Below are 16,925 nucleotides of genomic sequence, written 5' to 3' on the forward strand. Positions count from 1 at the left end.
TCGCCGCCATTCTGATGGAGGTTGTTGGACAGCGCCGACCGCCCCCCTTATGCTCCGGCATCGGAAGAGAGGTATCGTTGCCAACCGAAATCGTCTGGGCTCCGCCCGTGCTGGCCTTGCTGTTCGGCTACCTGCTGGGGTCGATCCCCTTTGGAATCATCCTCACGCGGCTCGCCGGCGCGGGCGACCTGCGCCAGATAGGATCGGGCAATATCGGCGCCACCAACGTGCTGCGCACCGGCCGCAAGGGGCTGGCCGCCGCCACGCTGCTGCTCGATCTCGTCAAGGGGTTCGCGGCCGTCGCGATCGTCGCGCATGTCTCGCCCGGTGACGCGCCGCTCGCCGCCGCCGCCGCGTTCATCGGCCATTGCTATCCGGTCTGGCTGCGCTTTCGCGGGGGCAAGGGCGTGGCGACGCTGATGGGCGTCGTGCTCGCGCTCCACTGGCCGATCGGCCTCGTCTTCGCCTGTGTCTGGCTCGGCCTGCTCGCCACGCTGCGCATCTCCGCGGTGGCCGGCATGGCGGCGGCGATCAGCGCGCCGGTCGCGGCCGCCATCTTCGGTCGCTTCGATCTGGTCATGCTGCTGATCGCGCTCGCGCTCATCGTCGTGTGGAAGCACGGCGCCAATATCGAGCGCCTGCTCGCCGGAACGGAGCCGCGCATCGGCCGCCGCGCGCGTGGCTGACGAGGTCGGGGCCCGCCTTCGCCTCATCCGCACCGCCGGCATCGGCCCGGTCACCTATGCGCAGCTGATCGCCCGCTTCGGCACCGCGCAGGCCGCGCTCGACGCGCTTCCCACCCTTGCCCGCCGCGGCGGGGGTGCCGCCCCCGCCCCGCCCCCGCTGGCGCAGGTCGAGCGCGAGATCGCGGAGGTCCACCGGCTCGGCGCGCGCCACCTCTTCCTCGGCGACCCAGATTATCCGCGCCTGCTCGCCCATATCGACACCGCGCCGCCCGCGCTCATCGTCCGCGGCGACCTGTCGCTCGCGCGCCGCCCCTGCGTCGCGATCGTCGGCGCGCGCAACGCGTCGGCCGCCGCCTGCCGCTTCGCGCGCCAACTGGCGCTCGCCCTGGGGCAGGAGGGTGTCACGATCGTCTCCGGCCTCGCCCGCGGCATCGACACCGCCGCTCATGCCGGCAGCATCGACACCGGCACCGTGGGTGTCATCGCCAGCGGCATCGACATCGCCTTCCCGCCCGAAAATGCCGACCTGCAACAGGCGGTTGCCACCCGCGGGCTCCTTCTGGCCGAACAGCCCCCCGGCACCGAGCCGCGCGCCCGCCACTTCCCCTCGCGCAACCGCATCATCGCCGGCCTCGCCACCGGCACCGTCGTCGTGGAGGCCGCGCCGAAGTCCGGCTCGCTCATCACTGCCCGCCTCGCTACCGAGATGGGCCGCGACGTCATGGCCGTCCCCGGCAGCCCCCTCGACCCCCGCGCGCAAGGCTGCAACCTCCTGATCCGCGACGGCGCCATCCTCATCCAGTCCGCCGCCGACATCCTCGAACAGATCCGCCCCCTCGACCCCCGCATGGTGGAGGCACCCACCAGCCGCTACACCGGCCCGCCCCCGCAGGACGCCAGCGACGCCGACCGCCGCGCCGTCACCGCGCTGCTCGGCCCCGTCCCCGTCGCGATCGACGAACTCATCCGCCAGGCGAACGCGGCCCCCGCCATCGTCCAGACGGTGCTGCTCGAACTGGAACTCGCCGGCCGCCTGGAACGCCACGCCGGCGCCCGCGTCAGCCTGCAACTCTAAAACGCCCTCTCCCCAAGGGGGGAGAGGGCAACTCCTCAATGCCCCCCGGCGCGCGAAAAGGCGTTCATCACCACCACCCCGGCGATGATCAGCGCCATGCCGATCATCGCCGGCGCATCCAGCTTCTGCCCCTGGAACACCCACGCCACCGCCGAGATCAGCACGATCCCCACCCCCGACCAGATCGCATAGGCGATGCCCGTCGGGATCGTCTTCAGCGTCAGCGACAGGAAGTAAAAGGCGATCGCATAGCCCAAGGCCGTCACCAGCGACGGCACCGGCCGGGTAAATCCTTCCGACAGCTTCATGAAGGAAGTGCCGGTCACCTCCGCCAGGATCGCGATGAACAGGTAAAGATACGCCATGCCGGGGACGCTAACGATCCCCGCCACATCTGTCATGCCCCGCACCGGATCGATCGGCGCTGTCCTACACGCCCCGCTTCATCTTATATGGTGCGCATGAAACGAACCCGGTCCGCACTACCCCTCTTCGTCCGGGCCGCTCCCGCCGCGATCGGAAGTGGACACGGGCGGGGGGACGTAGTGTCCACTTCCGCGTGGTGCCTGTCCGGTCATGGCGGGAACCGCCCGCGCCGCCACGACTTGACGCCACCGTCTCCCCCTCCCCATCCTCGCGCGTACACGTAAGGACACCACGCCCCGCTTATGCAGCTCGTCATCGTCGAATCCCCCGCCAAGGCGAAAACCATCGAGAAATATCTCGGCGGCGATTACCGCGTCCTCGCCAGCTATGGTCACGTCCGCGACCTGCCGCCCAAGGACGGCTCGGTGAACCCCGATGAAGGGTTCGCGATGGAATGGGAAAATTACGCCGACAAGGCCAAGCAGCTCAAGGCGATCGCCGACGAGGCGAAGAAGGCCGACCGCCTGATCCTCGCCACCGACCCGGATCGCGAGGGCGAGGCGATTTCGTGGCACGTGCGCGAGGTGCTGAAGAACCGCAAGGCGCTGCCCAAGGCGGTGGAGCGCGTCACCTTCAACGCGATCACCAAGCCCGCGATCCTGCACGCGATGCAGAATCCGCGCGAACTCGATACCGACCTGATCGACGCCTATCGCGCCCGCCGCGCGCTCGATTATCTGGTCGGCTTCACCCTGTCGCCGGTGCTGTGGCGCAAGCTGCCCGGCGCCAAGTCGGCGGGCCGCGTCCAGTCGGTGGCGCTGCGCCTGATCGTCGGGCGCGAGCGCGAGATCGAGGCGTTCCGCCCCCAGGAATACTGGTCCGTCACCGCCGAGATGGAGCAGGACGGCACCCCCTTCACCGCGCGGCTGGTCCAGTGGGAGGGCAGGAAGCTCGACCGCCTGTCGATCGGCAATGAAGGCGACGCCACCCGCGCGAAGGCCGATGTCGAGGCGGGCCGCTTCTCCGTCCAGTCGGTCGAGACCAAGCCCGCGACGCGCAACCCGCCGCCGCCCTTCACCACCTCGACGCTCCAGCAGGAGGCGGCGCGCAAGCTCGGCTTCTCCGCCGACCACACGATGCGGATCGCGCAACAACTCTATGAGGACGGCGCGATCACCTATATGCGTACCGACGGCGTGCAGATGGACGGCAGCGCCATCTCGGCCGCGCGCAAGGCCGTCGCCGAGCGCTACGACGCCAGCTATGTGCCGGACAAGCCCCGCCAATATCAGTCCAAGGCGAAGAACGCACAGGAAGCGCACGAGGCGATCCGCCCCACCGACTTCTCCCGCGACCGGGCCGGCTCGGGCGATCATGGCCGCCTGTACGACCTGATCTGGAAGCGCGCGCTCGCCAGCCAGATGGCGTCGGCCCGGATGGAGCGCACCACCATCGACATGGCCGACGGCACCGGCCGCCACGTGCTGCGCGCGACCGGACAGGTCGTGCTCTTCCCCGGCTATCTCGCGCTCTACGAAGAGGGTCAGGACGATGCCGCGGACGAGGAATCGCGCCGCCTGCCCCGCCTGCGCGACGGCGATGCGCCCGCGAAGAAGGACGTAAAGGCCGAGCAGCATTTCACCCAGCCGCCGCCCCGCTTCTCGGAAGCCTCGCTGGTCAAGCGCATGGAGGAACTCGGCATCGGCCGCCCCTCCACCTATGCCTCGATCATCAAGACGCTGAAGGAACGCGCCTATGTGCGCGTCGAGAAGAACCGCTTCTTCGCGGAAGAAAGCGGCCGGCTGGTGACCGCCTTCCTTGAACGCTTTTTCGAGCGTTATGTCGGCTTCGACTATACCGCCGAACTTGAAGAGGAACTCGACGACGTCTCGGGCGGCCGCGCGCAGTGGCAGGCGGTGCTGGAAGCGTTCTGGCGCGACTTCAAGCCGCGCACCAACGAGGTGATGGAGCAGCAGCCCTCGGCGATCACCGCCGAATTGGACCAGTTCCTCGCCCCCTACCTCTTTCCGGAAAAGGCGGACGGCTCGGACCCGCGTCTCTGCCCCAATTGCGGCGAGGGCAAGCTGGCGCTGCGCGGCGGCCGCTTCGGCGCGTTCATCGCCTGCTCCAACTATCCCGAATGCAAATACACCCGCCGCTTCGCGCAAGGGGGCGAGGCGGCCGGTGAGGACACCGGCCCCGAGACGCTGGGCAAGGACCCCGAAACCGGCCTGCCGGTGGAGCGTAAGTCCGGCCGCTTCGGCCCCTATATCCAGCTCGGCGAGGGCAAGGAGGCCAAGCGCGCCTCCATCCCCAAGGATGTCGATCTCGATCTGGAATGGGCGCTGAAGCTGCTCAGCTTGCCGCGCACCATCGGCAACCACCCGGAAACGGGCGAGCCGATCACCGCCTCGATCGGCCGCTATGGCCCTTATTTGGCGCACAGCGGCAAATATGCCCGGCTTCAGTCCACCGCCGAGGTGTTCGAAACCGGCATGAACGCCGCCGTCGCCAAGCTGGCGGATGCCGCGGCCGGTGGCGGTCGCCCCGCCCGCGGCGCCGCGCGCGAGCCGGTGAAGATCCTAGGCAAGCATCCCCGCACCGAGGCCGAGATCAAGCTGATGGAGGGCCGCTACGGTCCTTACGTCACCGACGGCGAAACCAACGCGACGATCCCCAAGACCGTCGACAAGGACCAGCTGACGCTGGAGGAAGCCGCCCAGCTGATCGACGCCCGCGCCGCCGCCGCGCCGCCCAAGAAGAAAAAGGCCGCGCCGAAAAAGGCTGCGGCCAAGAAGACGGCGGAGAAGAAGCCGGCAGCCAAGAAACCAGCGGCAAAGAAAACGGCCGCCAAGCCCGCCACCGCGGAAGAAGATCCCCCCTTCTAACCTCAAATGCCCTCTCCCCTCCGGGGAGAGGGAAGGGGCCCGCTGCCGAAGGCAGTGGGAAGGGTGAGGGGCAGACCAGCAGTGCAGCGCTGCCTGGCAGCCCCTCACCCTCCCACCGCTCGCGCGGCGGGCCCCTCCCTCTCCCCGGAGGGGAGAGGGTGCCGAACCCCCACCAACACCCCCCTACCCCACAATCTCCGCCACCCCCGCGCCGGCCTGCCGCTCGAACAACCGCCGATACCGCCCGTCCTCGGCGGCGATCAGCGTCTCATGCGGCCCGTCCTCGACGATCCGCCCGTGGTCGAACACCAGAATGCGGTCCAGCGCCCTGACGGTCGACAGCCGGTGTGCGATCACGATCGCGGTGCGCCCCACCATCAGCCGCTCCATCGCCTGCTGGATCGCCGCCTCGCTTTCCGAATCCAGGCTCGACGTCGCCTCGTCCAGCACCAGGATCGGCGCATCCGCCAGAAAGGCGCGGGCGATCGCCACCCGCTGCCGCTCGCCGCCCGACAGCTTCACCCCGCGCTCGCCGACCGGCGTCCGGTATCCCTTGGGCAGCCGCATGATGAAGTCGTGCGCGTTGGCCAGCCGCGCCGCCTCCTCGATCTCGGCCATGCTCGCCTCCGGCCGGCCGTAACCGATATTCTCCGCCAGCGTCCGGTGGAACAGCACCGGCTCCTGCGGCACGATCGCCACTTGGCCGCGCAGCGACCTTTGCGTGGCGTGCGCGATATCCTGCCCGTCGATGGTGATGCGCCCCGCATCCACGTCGTACAATCGCTGGATCAGCTTGACGAAGCTGGTCTTGCCCGATCCCGACGGCCCCACCAGCCCGACGCGCTGCCCCGCCGGGATCGCCACGTCCAGCGCGGCATAGAGCGGCCTGTCCTGCCCGGCATAGCGGAACGTCACCCCCTCGAACCGGATCGCGCCGTCGCTCACCCGGATCGGCTGCGCACCCGCCCGGTCGGCAACGCCTGCGGGCTCGTCATGGAGCTGCACCAGTTCCTCCATCTCGTTCACCGACCGTTGCAACTGATGGATGTGCTGGCCGATGTCGCGCAGATAGCCGTTCAGCACCAGATAGCTGGTCAGCACATAGGCGACGTCGCCCGCGCTCGCCCGGCCCTGCCCCCACAGCCACAGCGCCACGCCCGTCACCGCGACGCGGATCACCCACAGCAGCGCCAGCTGCCCCGATCCCGCCCAGGTGAACGCCATCCAGGTCCGGCGCGTCCGCCGCCGCCATTTGGCGACGGTGTGTGCCAGCCGTTCCTCCTCGCGCGCCTCGCCGCCAAAGGCCTTGACCACCGCATTGGTGCCGATCGCATCAGCCAGCACGCCGCCGATCCGCGTATCCCACTGGTTCGACAGCCGCGCGATCGGCGCCAGCACCCGCGTCGCCAATCCGACCGTCAGCGCGATATAGGCGACCGCGCCCACCCCCATCACCGCACCCAGCACCGGCCAGTGCAGCCCCAGCAGCAGCACCGTTCCCGCCAGCACCGTCACCGAGGGGAGCAGCGACAGGAGCAGCACGTCGTTCAGCGTATCCAGCGCCCACATGCCGCGCGTGATCCGCCGCACCGTCGACCCCGAAAACGCATTGGCATGCCAGTCGCTCGACAGCCGCTGGACGCGCGCAAACGCTTCCACCGTCACGTCGCGCATCATGTTCAGCGTCAGGGGCGTGATCGCCCACCATCCCAGATGACGGAAAACGACCATCGCCCCGCCCAGCGCGACGATCGCGGCAAAGGCCGACATCGCCGCCCCCCGCGCCCCCTGCCCCACCGCATCGATCATCCGCCCGGCGAACAGCGGCACGAATATCTCGGTCAGCGTGCCCAGCATCATCGCCAGCGCACATGCCGCCGCCAGCCGCGGCGCCCGCCGCCACAATGCAAAGGTGAACCCCAGCACGCGCCGCAACACCGACGCGCGCGGAAACAGGTCATCGTCTTCATCGGTCATGATAATTCCGCACCCATCGGCGCGGTCCCTGGATCAGCGGAACGGAATGGCGGCGCGCGCGCGAGCCGCAGGCGTCAGGGGTGTGCGAAACACCCGCCGCGTCGAACGCCGGGCATGGACGGATACGGATTGGTCATCGTCGCCCTCCTTCGCGCTGATCGAGTCCGGGCCCGCCTTTAGCAGATCGCCGCCACCGCGCCTAGAACCAGGCCCGCACCCCCAGCGCGAGCGCAAAGCCGCCCGTGCCGCCGCCATCGCTGCGCGCATACCGCGCCGTCGCCCCGTAACGCCGCTCCCACGACACCCCGACATAGGGCGCGAACTCGCGCGCGATCTCGTAGCGAAGGCGCAGGCCCGCTTCCGCGCTCGACAGCCCGGCGCCGATCCGGCTGGCGGGCACGTCCTGCGCCGCCAGGTTGAACTCCACCCGCGGCTGCGCGATCAGCCGCTGCGTGATCCGCTGGTCCACCCACGCCTCGCCCCGCGCCAGCACGTCGCCCCGATCGGACAGGAACAGCGCGCCCTCTACATCGAACCAATAGGGCGCCAGCCCCTCGACCCCCAGCACCGCATAGGTCCGCCGTGCCCCCGCGCCGACATCCTGCCGCACGCCCGCCTGCAGGTTCCAGTATGGATCGACCGCGCGCGCATACAGCGCCTGCACCTCGGCCGCATCGACGCGGCGCCCGAAGTCCCCCTCGCCCTCGCTCTTCACCACCAGCCGGTGGATATCCCCACCGAACCAGCCCTCGCCGTCCCAGCGATAGCCGTCGCGGCCGTTCCGCACCTGCACTTCGGCGATGTTCAGGATCACCTGATGCATCGCCATGCCGCCATGCTCGCGCCGCATCTGCCGCTCCGCCCGCGCCATCGCGACGGGATCGTAAAAGGCATCCGCCGCGCGTGTCGTCGGTACCGGCGGCGGCGGGGCATCGCCCACTACCGGCGGCGCCTCCACGCTCGCACCATGCCCCATCGCGCCATGATCCATCGCGCCGTGCCCGCCTGAGCGGACAGGGGCAGGCGTGCAATGTCCCATCGCCGCATGCTCGGGCGCACAGGGCGCGGCAGGTGGGGCAGGCACGGCCGGTGCCGCCCTGCAATGCCCCATCGCGGCGTGTTCCGGCGAACATGGCTCGGTCGCGGCCGGTGCGGGCGTGGCAGGCGCCGCCTTGCAATGCCCCATCGCCGCATGTTCCGGCGGGCAGTCCTGCGGCACGGCCATCAGCAGGCCCAGCAGCACCAGGCTCATGCGCCATGCTCCATCGTGGCATCATGCCGGACCGTCACCACCTGCATCATGCCGGCATGCATGTGGTAGAGCAGGTGGCAGTGGAACGCCCAGTCGCCCACCGCATCCGCGGTCAGGTCGAAGGTCACCGTGCCCCCCGGCGCCACATTCACCGTATGCTTGCGCGGAGCATGGTCGCCGTGCCCCGTGACCAATTCGAAGAAATGGCCGTGCAGGTGGATGGGGTGCGCCATCATCGTGTCGTTGACCAGTGTCACCCGCACCCGTTCGCCATGCCGGAACGGGATCGGCGCCTTGACCTTGTTAAGCTTCACCCCGTCGAACGCCCACATATAGCGTTCCATGTTGCCGGTCAGGTGGATGCGCAGCGCGCGCGACGGCACCCGCACGTCAGGATTGCGGCCCAGCGCGACCAGATCGCGATAGACCAGCACCCGGTGCCCGGCATCCGCCAGCCCTTGCGGCGGCTCGCCCGTGCGGTCCACCGGCATCGGCGCCACCGTCTGCACCGTCGGCGTGCGCGGCAGTTCGGGCGCGTTGGCGAAGTCGCGCATCGCATGGCGCATCGGCGCGGGGGCGCCATGCCCACCCGCGCCATTTCCACCTGCGCAGTGCCCCATCGCCGCATGCTCGGGCGCGCAGGGCGCGGCGGACGCCGCGTGATCCATGCCCATCCCCATGTCCTTCATCGTCGCCAGCGGCCGCCGGCGCAGCGCCGGCACCGCCGCCGCCATGCCCACCCGCGGCGCCAGCGTCGCCCGCGCCATGCCGGACCGGTCCCACGCTTCGGCCACCAGCGTATAGGCCATCGCCGCATCCGGCTCGACGATCACGTCATAGGTTTCGGCCACCGCGATCTGGAACTCGTCCACCGCGACGGGGCGCACATCCTGCCCGTCCGCCTGCACCACCGTCAGCTTCAGCCCGGGAATGCGCACGTTGAAGATCGTCATCGCGCTGGCGTTCACGATGCGCAGCCGCACCCGCTCTCCGCGCGAAAACAGCGCGGTCCAGTTGTCCGCCGGTCCATGGCCGTTGACCAGATAGGTGTAGGTCGACCCCGTCACGTCGGACACGTCGCTGGGGTCCATGCGCATCCCGCCCCACATCCACCGCTCGCCCGCCGACTGGTCGCGTCCCGCGATCAGCCCGGCCAGTGTCTGCTTCTGATAGTTGAAATACCCCCCTTGCGCCTTCAGCCTGGCGAAGATCGCGTGCGGATGCATCGCGCTATGGTCGGACAGCACGATCACATGCTCTCGGTCGAACGCGACCGGATCCGCCTCCTCGGGATCGATCACGATCGGGCCGTACAGCCCCATCTGCTCCTGCAACCCCGAATGGCTGTGATACCAGTATGTGCCCGCCTGGATGACGGGAAATTCGTAGGTGAAGCGGCTGCGGGCCGGAATGCCGGGAAAGCTGATCCCCGGCACCCCGTCCATCTGGAACGGCACCAGCAGCCCGTGCCAGTGCAGCGAGGTTTCCTCGTCCAGCCGGTTGTCCACGGTCAGCCGCGCCGTCTGCCCCTGCCGCAGCCGGATCAGCGGCGCCGGCACGCTGCCGTTGATGCCGATGCCGTGCATGGCGCGTCCGTCGACCTGCATCATCTGGTGCGCGACCGTCAGGGTGATCGCCTCGCCCGCTACCGTCGGCAAGGGCGCGGCGATCCCTGCCGACACCGATTGCGCCCAGCCGGGCACCGCCACCGCACCGGCCGCACCCAGAAAGCCCCGGCGGGTCAGCTTCACCATGCCGTCATCCTCGCTCATGCCGATTTCGTGCCGGCCGCCTCCGGCGTCGGCGTCTTGGGCTTGTACGCGCACAGGTCGGCGACGATGCAGCGCCAGCATTCCGGCCGCCGCGCCTTGCACACATAGCGGCCGTGCAGGATCAGCCAGTGATGCGCGTGCAGGCGAAAGGGCTGCGGCGTCGCCTTGTCCAGCTTCAGCTCCACCGCCAACGGCGTCTTGCCGCGCGCCAGCCCGGTGCGGTTGCCGACGCGAAAGATATGCGTGTCCACCGCAAAGGTTTCCGCCCCGAACGCCACGTTCATCACCACATTCGCGGTCTTGCGCCCGACGCCGGGCAACCGTTCCAGCGCATCGCGATCCGCCGGCACCTCGCCGCCATACTCGTCGACCAGCATCTGCGACAGCGCGATGACGTTCTTGGCCTTGGTGTTGAACAGGCCGATCGTCTTGATCTGCTCCTTCAACCCCGCCTCGCCCAGTTCCAGCATCCGGGCCGGCGTATCGACGGTGGCGAACAGGCCGCGCGTCGCACGGTTCACCCCCGCATCGGTCGCCTGCGCGGACAGCGCGACCGCAACGACCAGCGTGTAGGGATTGACGAACTCCAGCTCGGTCTCGGGATGCGGGTTCGCCTCCGCCAGCCGCGCGTAGAACTCGACGACGTCGGCCTTTTTCACAGGCCCAGCACGTCGCCCATGCGATACCGCCCCGGCGCCTGCCCTGCCAGCCACAGCGCGGCGCGCACCGCGCCCTTGGCAAAGATCGAGCGCGCATCGGCACGGTGGTTCAATTCGATCCGCTCGCCCTCGCTGGCGAAGATCACGCTGTGATCGCCGACCACCGATCCGCCGCGCAACGACGCCATGCCGATCGTCCCCTCGGTCCGTGCGCCAACGAGGCCCGCCCGCCCGTCGACGCGCAGTTCGCTCAAGCTCGTGCCCCGTCCCGCCGCCGCCGCCTCGCCCAGCAACAGCGCGGTACCCGACGGCGCATCCACCTTGTGGCGGTGGTGCATTTCCAGCACCTCGATATCCCAGTCCGCGCCCAGCCGCGCTGCGGCCTCGCGCACCAGGATCGACAACAGCGTGACGCCCAGCGAGGTATTGCCGGTCTGCAACACCGCGATCTCGGCCGCCGCCGCATCGATCGCGGCATGCTGCTGCGCGCTCAGCCCCGTCGTGCCGATCACGATCGCGGTCCCGGCGGTGCGCGCCGCCGCCAGATGCGCGTCGAGCGCACCGGCGGTGGAAAAATCGACCAGCACGTCGGCGGCGCGCGCCAGCGGCAAGGGGTCGTCACGCGAATCGGCCCCACCGGCCAGCGTCGCGCCTTCCACTTCGATCAGGTCGGCGATCGCGCGGCCCATCCGCCCGGCGCTGCCATAGATGCCGATCGCGGTCATGCCCGACGCTCCCACCGGGGTGCACGGGCGACTGACGGTATGGAATGATCGGTCATGTCCCCGCTCTGCCAGAACGCGGCGCCCGCGCAAGGGGGCGAGAGGATCGGCCGGCCGGCTTTCAGCCGCGCGCCACGTCGCCGGCTTCGGCTTCCAGCCGGCGGTCCAGCGACTCCAGCGGCAATTCGATCTGTGCGGCGACCAGCGTGTCACCGGCACCGTCCATCAGCTCACGTGCGCGGATCAGCAGCGACTGCGCTTCGGAATAGGGGTTCATGCAAAACTCCGCGAACAAGCAACAAAGGCGGCAAAATCTGGCGCCGGCTTATCCACCGCACCGGCGTGCAGCAATGAACCAGGTCACAGTCCCTGCACCAAAGCGGCACAGCCAAGGGGTATGTACGCAATCGTACAATGCACGGAAATCGGGCCGCATTCGCGTTTTCCTCGCGGTTGCGACCTGGATATCCTCCTCCCATGACCACGCCATCGCTTGTCGTCCTGACCGGGGCCGGGCTGTCCGCCGAGTCGGGCATTCCCACCTTCCGCTCCACCGCCGGCGTCACCTATTGGGACGTGCGCGACCGCTTCGGCGTGCCGCAAAGCTATACGATCGAGGAGGTCTGCACGCCCGAGGCGCTGGCCCGCGATCCCGCGCTCGTGCACGGCTTCTACGATGCGCGCCGCGCCGCCCTTGGCGAGGCCGCACCCAATGCCGCACACCGCGCGCTCGCCCGGCTCGACGCGGCATGGCCGGGCGACCTGCTCATCGTCACGCAGAATGTCGACGACCTGCACGAACGCGCAGGAACACGCCGGCTCGTCCACATGCACGGCGCGCTGCGCTCGGCGCTATGTGCCGCCTGCGACGAACGCAGCGACTGGCAGGGCGATCTGCCACCCGGCACCCCCTGCCCCGCCTGCGGCGCCCCCGCGCTGCGGCCCGACATCGTGTTCTTTGGCGAGATGCCCTATGCGATGGACCGGATCGAGGCGGCTCTGGCGGGCGCGGACCTGTTCGTGTCGATCGGCACGTCGGGCGCGGTCTATCCCGCCGCCGGCTTCGTCCAGCTTGCCCGCGCGTACGGCGCGGACACGCTGGAACTCAATCTCGAACGCTCGGCCGGCAGCGACCGGTTCGCCGAAAGCCGATTGGGGCCGGCAAGCGTGCTCGTCCCCGACTGGGTCGATTCGCTGCTCGGCTGACGGGTCACTCCACCCAGTCGAGCCCCAGGTCGCGATACACGTCGCGGTCCTCGTCCCAGCCGGGGCGGACCTTGACGTGCAGGTACAGATGCACCGGATGGCCCAGCAACTGCGCCAGTTCGGTGCGGGCGCGCGCGCCGATCTCCTTGATCCGGGCGCCGCTCTTGCCCAGCACGATCGCACGCTGCGTCGGTCGCTCGACCAGGATCTGCTGGTGGATCTCGACCGACCCGTCCTCGCGCTCCTTGTACGCCTCGGTCTCGACCGCGCTGGCATAGGGCAATTCGGCATGGAGTTGCAGGTAGAGCTGCTCGCGCGTCACCTCCGCGGCCAGCGCGCGCTCGGTCGCGTCGGACACCTGATCCTCCGGATAATGCCACGGCCCTTCCGGCACCAGCCTGGCGAATGCACGCTTCAACTCGGCCACGCCGTCGCCCGTCGCCGCGCTGACGAACCATGTCTCGGCAAAGGGGACCAGCGCGTTCAGCTTTTCGGCATGGACCAGCAGCTTGGCCTTGTCCGCCAGATCGACCTTGTTCAGGATCAGGTGCTTGGGCTCCGGCCGGTCGGCGATCGCCTCGGCGATGTCGGTCACCTTGGACCCCAGACCGCCCTTGCCGTCGACCACCAGCGCCAGGATGTCGGCGCCCTCCGCCCCGCCCCAGGCCGCGGCCACCATAGCCCGGTCCAGCCGCCGCTTCGGCTCGAAGATGCCGGGCGTGTCGACCAGCAGGATCTGCGCATCGCCCTCGATCGCGACACCCAGCAACTTGGCGCGCGTCGTCTGCGCCTTGGGGCTGACGATCGCGACCTTCTGGCCGACCAGCGCATTCACCAGCGTGGACTTGCCGGCATTGGGTGCACCGACGACGGCGACGAGGCCGCAATGTTGGGTCATTCTAGGCTTTCCGGGGGAAGAGATGCCGCTCCGTTAGCAGAAATCGTCCGGTGAGAGAATAAGCGGCTCGTCCCGAGCGGCACCGGCGTGATCCCCCCATCCATCCGTTCGTCTCGAGTAACCGTCGAGTAGCGGCGCCGCCGCGTATCGAGACGGTGTGTCGAGAGACAGGTTGGCGCACGAAACGCGGCCTCCTCACCCGCTCCAGACACGAACCGACCGAGGACGAAATCGCCGCTCCCCCACCTACCCGCGCACCTTCGCCAGCAACGCCTTGGCCGCCGCCGTCTCGGCCTCCTGCTTGTTCGCTCCGCTCGCCGTCGCCTCGGCCGATTTGCCGACCCGCACCGTCACCGTGAAGCGCGGCGCATGCTGCGGCCCCGACCGGTCGGTCACCTCATATTCGGGCGGCTTGCGATTGCTCGCCGCGGCCCATTCCTGCAACGCCGATTTGGGATGCTGCGGCGCCTTGGCATGAGCATGCACCCGGTCGCCCCAGGCCTGGTGGATGAAGGCGCGCACCGCCTCCAGCCCGGCTTCGCGGTACCAGGCACCGATCAGCGCCTCCATCACGTCGCCCAGCACATTGTCGCTTTCCGATGCGCCGTCGTCGCGCGCCTGCTTGCCCAGCCGCAGATGGTCGCGCACGCCCAGTTCGCGCGCCACGTCGGCGCACACCGCACCCGTCACCAGCGCGTTCAGCCGCTTGGACAATTGCCCCTCTGGCTCATCCGGAAACTGTTCCCACAGCCATTCGGCCATGACGAGGCCGAGTACCCGGTCGCCCAGAAACTCCAGCCGCTCGTAATTCTCCGCCGCCTGGCTGCCATGGGTCAGCGCGCGGGCGAAGGGCGCGGCGTCCCTCGGCACGCGGCCGAAGACGCTGGCCAGCCATTCCGAAGGCACGTTCAAAACCCTTCTCCGATCCGCGCCGGCCGTGCCGCCTGGAACCAGGTCCATGGCAACAGCCACGATGCGCTGCCATCGGTCGAGAAGAAGGTGATCGCCGCCTTGCCTTCCAGCCGCTCCATCGGGATGTACCCCATGCCGAACGGTGCGGGGAAGCGGCTGTCCGCCGAATCGTCGCGGTTGTCGCCCATCAGGAACACGTTGCCCGCAGGCACGGTATAGACGTCGGTGTCGTCGCGATCGGGAAAGTCGCCCTGATCCAGCACGTCGTAGCTGCGTCCGCCGGGCAGCGTCTCGCGATAGCGGCGATAGCGACAGATCTGCGTGCCGCCGACCACGTCCAGATGATCGGCGCCGCATTTCTCCGCATCGAAATTCGGGCTCAGCGGCAGGGTGAAGTCGGCGACCCGCGCCTTGGGGATCGGCTTGCCGTTCAGGATCACCTGCCCGCCGCGCACCTGCACCGTATCGCCGGGCAGGCCGATCACCCGCTTGATGACGTCGTGATCGTCATGCGCCGGGTCGGTATCGCCGGGCGCCGGGTCGGGGCTGCGGAACACCACCACGTCGCCGCGCGCCGGATCGCTCGCCAGGATACGCCCCGGGATCAGCGGCAGGCCCCAGGGCAGCGACCAGCGCGAATAGCCGTAATTCCACTTGGTCACGAACAGATAGTCGCCGATCAGCAGGCGCGGCAGCATCGATTCCGACGGGATCGAATAGGGCGCGAACAGGAAGCTGCGGATAACGAACACGAACAGCGCCAGCTTCAACAGGAAGCGCAACGTCTCCCCCGCTTCCGAACGCTTGGGGCTGTCGGGTTGCGCCTTCGGGGCGGCGGCGGGCGGTGGTGTATCGGCCATGCGTCATCGGTTCGCGCAACGCTTGGGCGGCGTCAAGCGGCAGGTCGTCTGCATCCCTTCGCAGGTGCGAAACGTTCGGGCTTGGCTTTCGCCGTCGCCTTGTCATACCCCCGACAGGATAACGGCCCCTTATGCAAAGGACATATACCCATGGCTGCCGACTGGTCGACGATCGAAGCGCTTCCCCGGACGCCGCTTCTCCAGCTTTTCGCCGAGGACCCCGACCGGCTGAAGACGTTCAGCCTCGACGTCGCGGGCATCCATTTCGACTGGTCCAAGACGCACCTGACCCGTGACGCGGTCGCCGCCTTCGCCGAACTCGCCAGGGCGCAGGGGCTTGCCGCCAAGCGCGACGCGCTGTTCGGCGGCGAGGTGGTCAACGTCACCGAAGGCCGCGCGGTCGAGCACACCGCCGAGCGCGGCGAGGGCAATCCCGAAAGCGTCGCCCGCTCGCGCGGTTTCCACGACCGGATGCGCGCGCTGATCGACGCGATCGAGGCGGAGGCGCTCGGCCCCGTCCGCTCCATCCTGCACGTCGGCATCGGCGGCTCGGCGCTTGGGCCCGACCTGCTGGTCGATGCGCTGGGCCGCGAAAGCGACCGCTACGACGTGGCGATCGTCTCCAACGTCGACGGTGTCGCGCTGGAGGAAGCGTTCAAGCGCTTCGACCCTGCGACCACGCTGCTCGTTGTCGCCTCCAAGACCTTTACCACGACCGAGACGATGCTGAACGCCACCTCGGTCCTGCAATGGATGACCGAACACGGCGTCGAGGATCCGTATGGCCGCGTGATCGCGCTCACCGCCAGCCCGGACAAGGCGGTGGAATGGGGCGTGGACGAGACGCGCGTGCTGCCCTTCTCGGAATCGGTCGGCGGGCGCTACTCGCTCTGGTCCTCGATCGGCTTTCCCGCCGCGCTCGCGCTCGGCTGGGACCAGTTCGAGGAATTGCTGGAGGGTGCAGCCGAAATGGACCGCCATTTCCGCCTTTCCGCGCTCCACGAGAACGCCCCCGCCCTCGCCGCCTTCGCCGACCTCTACTACACCCAGGTCTGCGGCGCCGAGACGCGCGCCCCCTTCGCCTATGACGAGCGCCTGCGCCTCCTCCCCAGCTACCTCCAGCAACTCGAAATGGAATCGAACGGCAAGGGCGTCACCATCGACGGACAGCCCGTCGGACGCCCCACCGCCGCCATCACCTGGGGCGGCGTCGGCACCGACGCGCAACACGCCGTCTTTCAGCTCCTCCACCAGGGCACCCACCTCGTCCCCGTCGAGTTCATCGCCTCCATCGAACCCGGCGACACCCTTGCCGAAGAGCATCACCGCCAACTGCTCCTCAACGCCTTCGCGCAAGGGGCCGCGCTCATGAAGGGCAAGCAGGCGGACGACCCGGCGCGCAGCTACTCGGGCGACCGCCCCTCCTCCACCCTGCTGCTCGACACGGTCGACGCCCGCACGCTCGGCGCCCTCATCGCCTTCTACGAACAGCGCGTCTTCGTGAACGGCGTACTGCTCGGCATCAACTCCTTCGACCAGTTCGGCGTCGAACTCGGCAAGGAAATGGCCAAGGCGGCGGAAAAGGGCGGCGGTGATTTCGACCCCTCCACCACCGACCTGATCGCCCGCGCCGGCCTCGACTGACGCCGCGG

15 protein-coding genes are annotated in these 16,925 nt (G+C 69.0%); 5 read left to right on the forward strand and 10 right to left on the reverse strand.

The window, feature by feature from the left end; genetic code table 11:
- The first annotated feature begins 77 nt into the window (after positions 1 to 77).
- Complete coding sequence (gene plsY, locus GQR91_RS03785) at positions 78 to 686, forward strand: glycerol-3-phosphate 1-O-acyltransferase PlsY (protein ID WP_240313384.1); 609 nt, start codon at positions 78 to 80, stop codon at positions 684 to 686.
- On the forward strand, positions 679 to 1,761 hold the full coding sequence (gene dprA / locus GQR91_RS03790; RefSeq protein WP_149681222.1) for a DNA-processing protein DprA: 1,083 nt from the start codon (positions 679 to 681) through the stop codon (positions 1,759 to 1,761). The genes plsY and dprA overlap by 8 nt, the downstream gene beginning before the upstream one ends.
- 35 nt (positions 1,762 to 1,796) lie before the next feature.
- On the opposite strand, the gene GQR91_RS03795 is transcribed toward dprA, so the two are convergent.
- Complete coding sequence (locus GQR91_RS03795) at positions 1,797 to 2,126, reverse strand: DMT family transporter (protein WP_112381550.1); 330 nt, start codon at positions 2,124 to 2,126, stop codon at positions 1,797 to 1,799.
- A 303-nt stretch (positions 2,127 to 2,429) separates the two neighbouring features.
- Between GQR91_RS03795 and topA the strand changes: the two genes are divergently transcribed.
- Positions 2,430 to 5,015 carry a type I DNA topoisomerase gene (topA, locus tag GQR91_RS03800; protein WP_149681223.1) on the forward strand — a complete coding sequence of 862 codons (2,586 nt, stop codon included), beginning with the start codon at positions 2,430 to 2,432 and terminating at the stop codon, positions 5,013 to 5,015.
- A 183-nt stretch (positions 5,016 to 5,198) separates the two neighbouring features.
- Here the strand turns inward: topA and GQR91_RS03805 are convergent, their stop codons facing one another.
- The 6 genes from GQR91_RS03805 to GQR91_RS03830 all read right to left on the reverse strand — a co-directional run bounded on the left by GQR91_RS03805 (position 5,199) and on the right by GQR91_RS03830 (position 11,674).
- Positions 5,199 to 6,992 carry an ABC transporter ATP-binding protein gene (locus GQR91_RS03805; protein WP_149681224.1) on the reverse strand — a complete coding sequence of 598 codons (1,794 nt, stop codon included), beginning with the start codon at positions 6,990 to 6,992 and terminating at the stop codon, positions 5,199 to 5,201.
- Positions 6,993 to 7,191: 199 nt separating this feature from the next.
- Entirely contained in the window at positions 7,192 to 8,244 is a 1,053-nt protein-coding gene (locus GQR91_RS03810; protein WP_149681225.1) for a copper resistance protein B, read from the reverse strand.
- Entirely contained in the window at positions 8,241 to 9,998 is a 1,758-nt protein-coding gene (locus tag GQR91_RS03815; protein WP_149681483.1) for a copper resistance system multicopper oxidase, read from the reverse strand. The genes GQR91_RS03810 and GQR91_RS03815 overlap by 4 nt, the downstream gene beginning before the upstream one ends.
- 14 nt (positions 9,999 to 10,012) lie before the next feature.
- On the reverse strand, positions 10,013 to 10,675 hold the full coding sequence (gene nth / locus GQR91_RS03820; protein WP_149681226.1) for an endonuclease III: 663 nt from the start codon (positions 10,673 to 10,675) through the stop codon (positions 10,013 to 10,015).
- Positions 10,672 to 11,400 carry a 4-hydroxy-tetrahydrodipicolinate reductase gene (dapB, locus tag GQR91_RS03825; RefSeq protein ID WP_112381801.1) on the reverse strand — a complete coding sequence of 243 codons (729 nt, stop codon included), beginning with the start codon at positions 11,398 to 11,400 and terminating at the stop codon, positions 10,672 to 10,674. The genes nth and dapB overlap by 4 nt, the downstream gene beginning before the upstream one ends.
- Before the next feature lie 118 nt (positions 11,401 to 11,518).
- Positions 11,519 to 11,674 (reverse strand): hypothetical protein, encoded by a 156-nt coding sequence (locus GQR91_RS03830; RefSeq protein WP_160146731.1) that lies wholly within the window; start codon positions 11,672 to 11,674, stop codon positions 11,519 to 11,521.
- Positions 11,675 to 11,874: 200 nt separating this feature from the next.
- Here GQR91_RS03830 and GQR91_RS03835 point away from each other — a divergent pair, with 200 nt between their 5' ends.
- Positions 11,875 to 12,603, forward strand: coding sequence for an NAD-dependent deacylase (locus GQR91_RS03835; protein WP_149681227.1), 729 nt, complete (start codon positions 11,875 to 11,877; stop codon positions 12,601 to 12,603).
- 4 nt (positions 12,604 to 12,607) lie between these two features.
- Here GQR91_RS03835 and era read toward each other — a convergent pair whose 3' ends face one another.
- The 3 genes from era to lepB all read right to left on the reverse strand — a co-directional run bounded on the left by era (position 12,608) and on the right by lepB (position 15,273).
- On the reverse strand, positions 12,608 to 13,501 hold the full coding sequence (gene era / locus GQR91_RS03840; RefSeq protein WP_149681228.1) for a GTPase Era: 894 nt from the start codon (positions 13,499 to 13,501) through the stop codon (positions 12,608 to 12,610).
- Between the two features lie 246 nt (positions 13,502 to 13,747).
- Positions 13,748 to 14,461, reverse strand: coding sequence for a ribonuclease III (gene rnc, locus GQR91_RS03845; protein WP_149681229.1), 714 nt, complete (start codon positions 14,459 to 14,461; stop codon positions 13,748 to 13,750).
- The gene (gene lepB, locus GQR91_RS03850) at positions 14,410 to 15,273 is read right to left on the reverse strand and encodes a signal peptidase I (RefSeq protein ID WP_112381558.1); all 864 of its coding nucleotides are present in this window, start codon (positions 15,271 to 15,273) and stop codon (positions 14,410 to 14,412) included. The genes rnc and lepB overlap by 52 nt, the downstream gene beginning before the upstream one ends.
- A gap of 150 nt (positions 15,274 to 15,423) precedes the next feature.
- On the opposite strand from lepB, the gene pgi reads away from it, so the two are divergent.
- Positions 15,424 to 16,917, forward strand: a complete 1,494-nt coding sequence (gene pgi, locus GQR91_RS03855; RefSeq protein ID WP_149681230.1) for a glucose-6-phosphate isomerase — start codon at positions 15,424 to 15,426, stop codon at positions 16,915 to 16,917.
- Positions 16,918 to 16,925: the final 8 nt, after the last annotated feature.

Source organism: Sphingomonas carotinifaciens (genome assembly GCF_009789535.1).
In the GTDB taxonomy this organism is placed as follows: domain Bacteria; phylum Pseudomonadota; class Alphaproteobacteria; order Sphingomonadales; family Sphingomonadaceae; genus Sphingomonas; species Sphingomonas carotinifaciens.

Coding starts and splice junctions, on each gene's coding strand:
- GQR91_RS03795 (WP_112381550.1), bottom strand. CDS start 2,126: ATGGCGTATCTTTACCTGTTCATCGCGATCCTGGCGGAGGTGACCGGC.
- era (WP_149681228.1), bottom strand. CDS start 13,501: ATGACCCAACATTGCGGCCTCGTCGCCGTCGTCGGTGCACCCAATGCC.
- GQR91_RS03830 (WP_160146731.1), bottom strand. CDS start 11,674: ATGAACCCCTATTCCGAAGCGCAGTCGCTGCTGATCCGCGCACGTGAG.
- GQR91_RS03835 (WP_149681227.1), top strand. CDS start 11,875: ATGACCACGCCATCGCTTGTCGTCCTGACCGGGGCCGGGCTGTCCGCC.
- GQR91_RS03815 (WP_149681483.1), bottom strand. CDS start 9,998: ATGGTGAAGCTGACCCGCCGGGGCTTTCTGGGTGCGGCCGGTGCGGTG.
- GQR91_RS03810 (WP_149681225.1), bottom strand. CDS start 8,244: ATGAGCCTGGTGCTGCTGGGCCTGCTGATGGCCGTGCCGCAGGACTGC.
- topA (WP_149681223.1), top strand. CDS start 2,430: ATGCAGCTCGTCATCGTCGAATCCCCCGCCAAGGCGAAAACCATCGAG.
- lepB (WP_112381558.1), bottom strand. CDS start 15,273: ATGGCCGATACACCACCGCCCGCCGCCGCCCCGAAGGCGCAACCCGAC.
- rnc (WP_149681229.1), bottom strand. CDS start 14,461: ATGGACCTGGTTCCAGGCGGCACGGCCGGCGCGGATCGGAGAAGGGTT.
- GQR91_RS03805 (WP_149681224.1), bottom strand. CDS start 6,992: ATGACCGATGAAGACGATGACCTGTTTCCGCGCGCGTCGGTGTTGCGG.
- dapB (WP_112381801.1), bottom strand. CDS start 11,400: ATGACCGCGATCGGCATCTATGGCAGCGCCGGGCGGATGGGCCGCGCG.
- pgi (WP_149681230.1), top strand. CDS start 15,424: ATGGCTGCCGACTGGTCGACGATCGAAGCGCTTCCCCGGACGCCGCTT.